7 protein-coding genes and 1 pseudogene are annotated in these 4,674 nt (G+C 46.4%); 3 read left to right on the top strand and 5 right to left on the bottom strand.

Annotated features, from left to right (window positions below):
* Positions 1-543: 543 nt before the first annotated feature.
* Both RM811_RS18940 and RM811_RS18935 read right to left on the bottom strand, forming a co-directional pair.
* A complete protein-coding gene (locus tag RM811_RS18940; protein ID WP_402527381.1) occupies positions 544-1,116 on the bottom strand; it encodes a hypothetical protein in 573 nt (190 codons plus the stop codon).
* 33 nt (positions 1,117-1,149) lie between these two features.
* Entirely contained in the window at positions 1,150-1,308 is a 159-nt protein-coding gene (locus RM811_RS18935; RefSeq protein ID WP_402527379.1) for a hypothetical protein, read from the bottom strand.
* Between RM811_RS18935 and RM811_RS18930 the strand changes: the two genes are divergently transcribed.
* Complete coding sequence (locus tag RM811_RS18930; RefSeq protein WP_402527378.1) at positions 1,301-1,465, top strand: hypothetical protein; 165 nt, start codon at positions 1,301-1,303, stop codon at positions 1,463-1,465. The genes RM811_RS18935 and RM811_RS18930 overlap by 8 nt on opposite strands.
* 72 nt (positions 1,466-1,537) lie before the next feature.
* On the opposite strand, the gene RM811_RS18925 is transcribed toward RM811_RS18930, so the two are convergent.
* Together RM811_RS18925 and RM811_RS18920 are read right to left on the bottom strand one after the other, a co-directional pair.
* Positions 1,538-2,230: a hypothetical protein gene (locus tag RM811_RS18925; RefSeq protein ID WP_402527377.1), complete on the bottom strand. Its 693-nt coding sequence runs from the start codon at positions 2,228-2,230 to the stop codon at positions 1,538-1,540.
* A complete protein-coding gene (locus RM811_RS18920; RefSeq protein WP_402527376.1) occupies positions 2,190-2,705 on the bottom strand; it encodes a hypothetical protein in 516 nt (171 codons plus the stop codon). Before RM811_RS18920 ends, RM811_RS18925 begins: the two co-directional genes overlap by 41 nt.
* A gap of 279 nt (positions 2,706-2,984) precedes the next feature.
* On the opposite strand from RM811_RS18920, the gene RM811_RS18915 reads away from it, so the two are divergent.
* Complete coding sequence (locus tag RM811_RS18915; protein ID WP_402527375.1) at positions 2,985-3,140, top strand: hypothetical protein; 156 nt, start codon at positions 2,985-2,987, stop codon at positions 3,138-3,140.
* 203 nt (positions 3,141-3,343) lie between these two features.
* Positions 3,344-4,060, top strand: coding sequence for a molecular chaperone (locus RM811_RS18910; RefSeq protein WP_402527373.1), 717 nt, complete (start codon positions 3,344-3,346; stop codon positions 4,058-4,060).
* Positions 4,061-4,178: 118 nt separating this feature from the next.
* Here the strand turns inward: RM811_RS18910 and RM811_RS18905 are convergent.
* Positions 4,179-4,674, bottom strand: a pseudogene (locus RM811_RS18905) (hypothetical protein); the annotation flags it as partial.

Raw genomic sequence — 4,674 nt, 5'->3', positions numbered from 1 at the left:
GTGACTACCTTCAGGAGCCCCCTTTATTTTAGAGGGCCACACCGGTTTCTTTCCGAATCTCGGGATTGGACTGTGGAGTTAACTGGGGGTGAAACTGTCCTGGGTGAAGGAGAGGCGCAGATGGCAATGATTCAGCTCTAGTGAAGCCGCTCAGGAATACAAGCTGCTGGCAACACCGGGTAAAGCCATTATTCCCCCCAATGGCCGTAAAACCGTTCGTCTGGTAAGTCTGGAAACACCGAAAAATAAAGAGCTGGTGTACCGAGTAATATTCCGGCCAGTGGTTGCAGGAGAAAAAGGCAGGAGAAAAAGGACAGCCATAAATTAAAAAGCGAATAAAGGAGTGATTCGATATATAAACTCGCAAATCAATCATCATCAGTATTAACCATCCCTGAATTCAAGTGATGTACATAATAATATTTGGGTAGATCCAGATTTTGGCTAAAAACCAACGGGTATGATTTTGGTTGGTACAAACTGAACCCGTACTGCGCACCAACGGATTGCAGTCTAATAAATCAGGCTTACAAAAAATGAGTTTTACAATGGTGCAGATGAATACAAGAAACGACATACCGACATACCCTGAAACCACTGTCGCCCTTGCTTTTCAGCGAAGGATTTCATGGCTGCCAATTTACCAGCCGCACGTCTGAAGCGGTTATTCCAGCCTATGGTTTTGAGCCACTCTTCTTCTATACACAGTCGGGTCAGAATGGGAGGTGTATCCCCGGAAATGGCTCCCCGTTTACCGGGTTTGAGCATTCTTCCGCTCCAGTCCACTAATTCAAAATAGTATTGGCGACTAAACGGAATGGCATTATCGGGATGTTGTCCTGGGCATCGCAACGGTTTGAGCGGCAGACCGGTGTTCTTATCCGTGAGATTCTCTTCAGAGTGCATTATTCGTTGCTGAATGGAAGTGTGGTCAGAGGCTTCAGGCGTGTCAGCCATTTTTGCTCTTATGGGGTTAAGGTCCACATAAGCCATGCAAGTAAGCAGGGCAGCTTCATCCAGCAAAGCCTGGCTTTTGAAGCGACCTTCCCAGTATCGGCCTTTGCAGCCATCTTCCTTATTAGCTTCACGAGCCAGATGTTCGTTGAGGCAGCGCATAAATCAGCTGATGTCCTGTAATCGTTCCCGGTATTATTGCGCGTATTCATCGACCCGACATTGTTCCGCATCGTCCAGTTTCTTACCGGCAAGATAACGCTGAACCGGCATTGGCCCATTAAATAATCGGGTCCAGCGTTTGAGTACCTCATGGTCACACCACTGCTTCGCTTCAGCGGTGTTGATGTGCAACAGTGAACTGATACACTGCCTTGAACAGGCGCTTCTGCCCAAACGGGTCAGTCCTGAAGCGTATTTACAAAGAGCCAGGGTGTTGCGTCAGGTGATTGCTACTGATGGGGTGAATATGGGTGGGATTCAGGATACCATCGACGAAGGCTGGTCATGATTGTGTCGATACCAATGGTATTTTTACCTCTATCTGCCAACACCGTATACGCCCCATGCCGACAATTCCTTATCAATTTGAATCATAGCCTTCATCAGAGCTATAACTTTCATCAGAACACTTGTCGCCTGCAGATACGTCGAATAAAACGATCTCCCCAGGGGAGTGAATTTCATATACACAATCGATCGTCGATTTCTTTTCATCAATTGACATTGATGTTATGTACACAATTTTACCATCAGGTGATGGGAGTCTGCAGTTTCCCCAGAACTTTGTCTGATAAACGGGTGACCGTCCGTAGCTGGGCACAATATATTCATTGTATTCTTTTACAAATCCGCCTGCATGAATGTGGTCATTGGTTGCGCCCCAGTTGTATTGATATTTATGTCCTTCCCCGGGATTAAGGATCAATCCACCGCAAACCTCTCCATGGTCAAATCGAAAGTGCAAACAGCCAAGTGCTGTCCAGACCACCGCAATCGGCTTGTCGGTTTTATTAATCACCGTGGATTTGTTGATGGCAAAGGCGGGATACACCAGAAAACACCAAAGGATGCCAGCTAGCTTTACAGGTAAAGTGTTCATGATAAAAACCTCAATAATAGCCGTTTTAGTATAGAAACATGTCATCGAGTGTCGTTTATTTTTAGTTCGGGCCAGCTGTTTTACCTTGTTCCCACGGGAGGTGGGAGCGGGAGATAGTCTGCTTAACGACTTATCAATTAGAACCGCAGCTTCTTTCATTGCGGTAATGTTCATCAGAACCCTTGTCGACTGCAAATACTTCGAATAAATCGATATCCTCAGGGGCGTGGATTTCATATTCACAATTGATTATCAGCTTCTTTTCATCAATTGACATGGATGTTATGTACACCACCTTACCATCAGGGGATCTGAGCTTGCAGTTCCCTTTAACCCTTGAACTATAGGGTGATGGTACGGAGCCTGGTACCAGATATTTACCACTTTTTTTTACCAGCCCGCCTGCGTGAATGTGGTCATTGGTCGCGCCCCAGTTGTATTGATATTTATGTCCCTCCCCGGGATCAAGGATCAATCCAGCGCAAACCTCATTGTGTCTAAATCGGTTGTGCAAACAGCCAAGCGCCGTCCACACCACCGCAATTGGTTTGTCGGTTTTATTAATTACAGTGGATTTGTTGATAGCAAAGGCGGGATACACCAGAAAACACCAAAGGAAGCCAGCCAGCTTTGCAGGTAAAGTGTTCATGATAAAAATCTCGATAATAGTCGTCTAAGTGTAGATGCCTATCATCGGATGTCGTTTATTTTGAGTTCGAGCCAGCTGTTTTATCTTGTTCCCCCGGGGCGTGGGAAGGAGGAAAATCGGATATACAAACAGAGCAAGTTCAGGACATTATTAACCGATACCAGTCTGAATGACTCAAATACCCGATATCGGAAAGTTGTCATCACCCCATGGGATGCTAGCCAGTACACAGGGCTGGGTATAAAGGTTATTTGTTACCAATAATCAACGGCTATGGTTATGCAAAATGAAAGACCTGACCCTGATTTTTCTTCCGACGGTGCCCGGGGGGTTGATTTGAGCGTGGCTGAGCCTGGACGTGAAACCCGGCTCACCGGGAATCCATCGGAAGCGTTTGGTGTTAAAAAGACTGTCGGAACAGTACCCGAAAACTGATTGCTCAACCTGAGGATGGCTTTCAGGGATCAAAGCAACCTGCGGTTCTTTTGATCCAGGCAGAATAAGAAACTGATAAAACTCATTTGAGATTATTTCTCAGGGCCATAGAATAGGGGCACATTGTCCACTACCTGTCGATCAGACTCTTATAAGCAATCGCAGAGAGGCTGGATTCAGGGGAAATCGGAAATTATCTTTCTATGTTCATGAAACGCATTGTCAGTGGAGCCTGCCTGCTGGCTACTCTTATGGCCAGCTCCCAAGCGCTGGCAACCATGTCTCTTGATCGTATGATCGTCTACTTCAAGCCAGACCAGCTACCACGGCAGGATGTTGTGGTGACCAATCCGGATAAGGAAAACCTCTACCTGCAGACTGAAGTCTATAACGTAGTCAATCCCGGTACTGAAAAAGAAGAGCGTATTCGGGTAACTGATCCTAACGAAATCAAGCTGCTGGCTACGCCCGGAAAAGCCATTATTCCTCCGAATGGCCGCAAAACGGTTCGTCTGGTGAGTCTGGAAACGCCTAAAGATAAAGAGCTGGTATACCGGGTAACATTCCGGCCAGTGGTTGGTGACCTTGAAGCGAAGAAAACAGCCATCAAACTGCTGGTGGCCTATCAGGCACTGGTCTTTGTTCGACCCCAGAACCCTGAGTACAAAGTGGCCGCCACAGTTAGTAACGGTCAAATGACGTTTACTAACAGCGGTAATATTAATGTTGTCTTGCGCAACGGCAAATACTGCACCCTTAACAAGTCTGAAAGCTGCACTGATTTAAGCGACGGTACACGTATTTATGCCGGTGAAAGCTGGGAAATGCCTTTGCCAGAAAATGCGGTTAAAGGAAAAGGGTTTATCCAGTATGGCCTGTTTGATGGTGAGTTTGAGGAAACCCGGAAGTTTTCGCTTTGATGGTGGGAGTTGAGTAAATATCGTTTCAGACTCGCTCTTGAAGGGAGCGAGTTTGTATCTTAATCCCGATCATCCTGAAAAATCACGGCCTGTACGGAACACTGGACTGAAGCTGGTTTCACACCAGCTTTTCTTTTAACAGCGTTTTGATCTCAGCAATATCGGACTTTACGTCAGACATATCAGACTTGAGATCGGATACATCAGCCTTGAGGCAGGATACATCAGACTCAACCTTCTCAAAGCGCTGATCAACCTTGTCAAAGTGCTTGTCAACCTTATCAAAGCGCTGATTAACAGCCGCTTCAAAAGAGTCCAGTCGCCGGTCAATATAGCCCTCCATGGCGATATGATTCTGATCAACCTTGACCGACAAAGCCTGAACATCATTGGTCAGCGTCAGCATCACCTGTTCAAGATCAACAATGGCTCGATGGTTCGTGATCAGTAAATCCTGATGTTTTTTCATGAAATCGGCAAGGTCATTCAGCCCCTTACTGGTCTCCACCTGATTTCGTCGCAGCTCCCGCACTTCTTCTTCTAATCGGGTCAGCCGAAACTCGTACCGTTCAACGGTCATTAACATCACCATATCGCCCGTCTGGACTGTCAAA

The sequence above is a fragment of the Endozoicomonas sp. genome (genome assembly GCF_031844845.1).
In the GTDB taxonomy this organism is placed as follows: Bacteria; Pseudomonadota; Gammaproteobacteria; order Pseudomonadales; family Endozoicomonadaceae; genus Endozoicomonas.
The sequence above is the reverse complement of the archived record's forward strand: the minus strand, read 5'-3'. Positions and strand labels throughout refer to the sequence as shown.

Bases quoted from the DNA above. Each gene is read 5' to 3' on its own strand.
- RM811_RS18915 (WP_402527375.1), top strand. From the start codon at position 2,985: ATGCAAAATGAAAGACCTGACCCTGATTTTTCTTCCGACGGTGCCCGG.
- RM811_RS18940 (WP_402527381.1), bottom strand. From the start codon at position 1,116: ATGCGCTGCCTCAACGAACATCTGGCTCGTGAAGCTAATAAGGAAGAT.
- RM811_RS18910 (WP_402527373.1), top strand. From the start codon at position 3,344: ATGTTCATGAAACGCATTGTCAGTGGAGCCTGCCTGCTGGCTACTCTT.
- RM811_RS18925 (WP_402527377.1), bottom strand. From the start codon at position 2,230: ATGAACATTACCGCAATGAAAGAAGCTGCGGTTCTAATTGATAAGTCG.
- RM811_RS18930 (WP_402527378.1), top strand. From the start codon at position 1,301: ATGTGCAACAGTGAACTGATACACTGCCTTGAACAGGCGCTTCTGCCC.
- RM811_RS18920 (WP_402527376.1), bottom strand. From the start codon at position 2,705: ATGAACACTTTACCTGCAAAGCTGGCTGGCTTCCTTTGGTGTTTTCTG.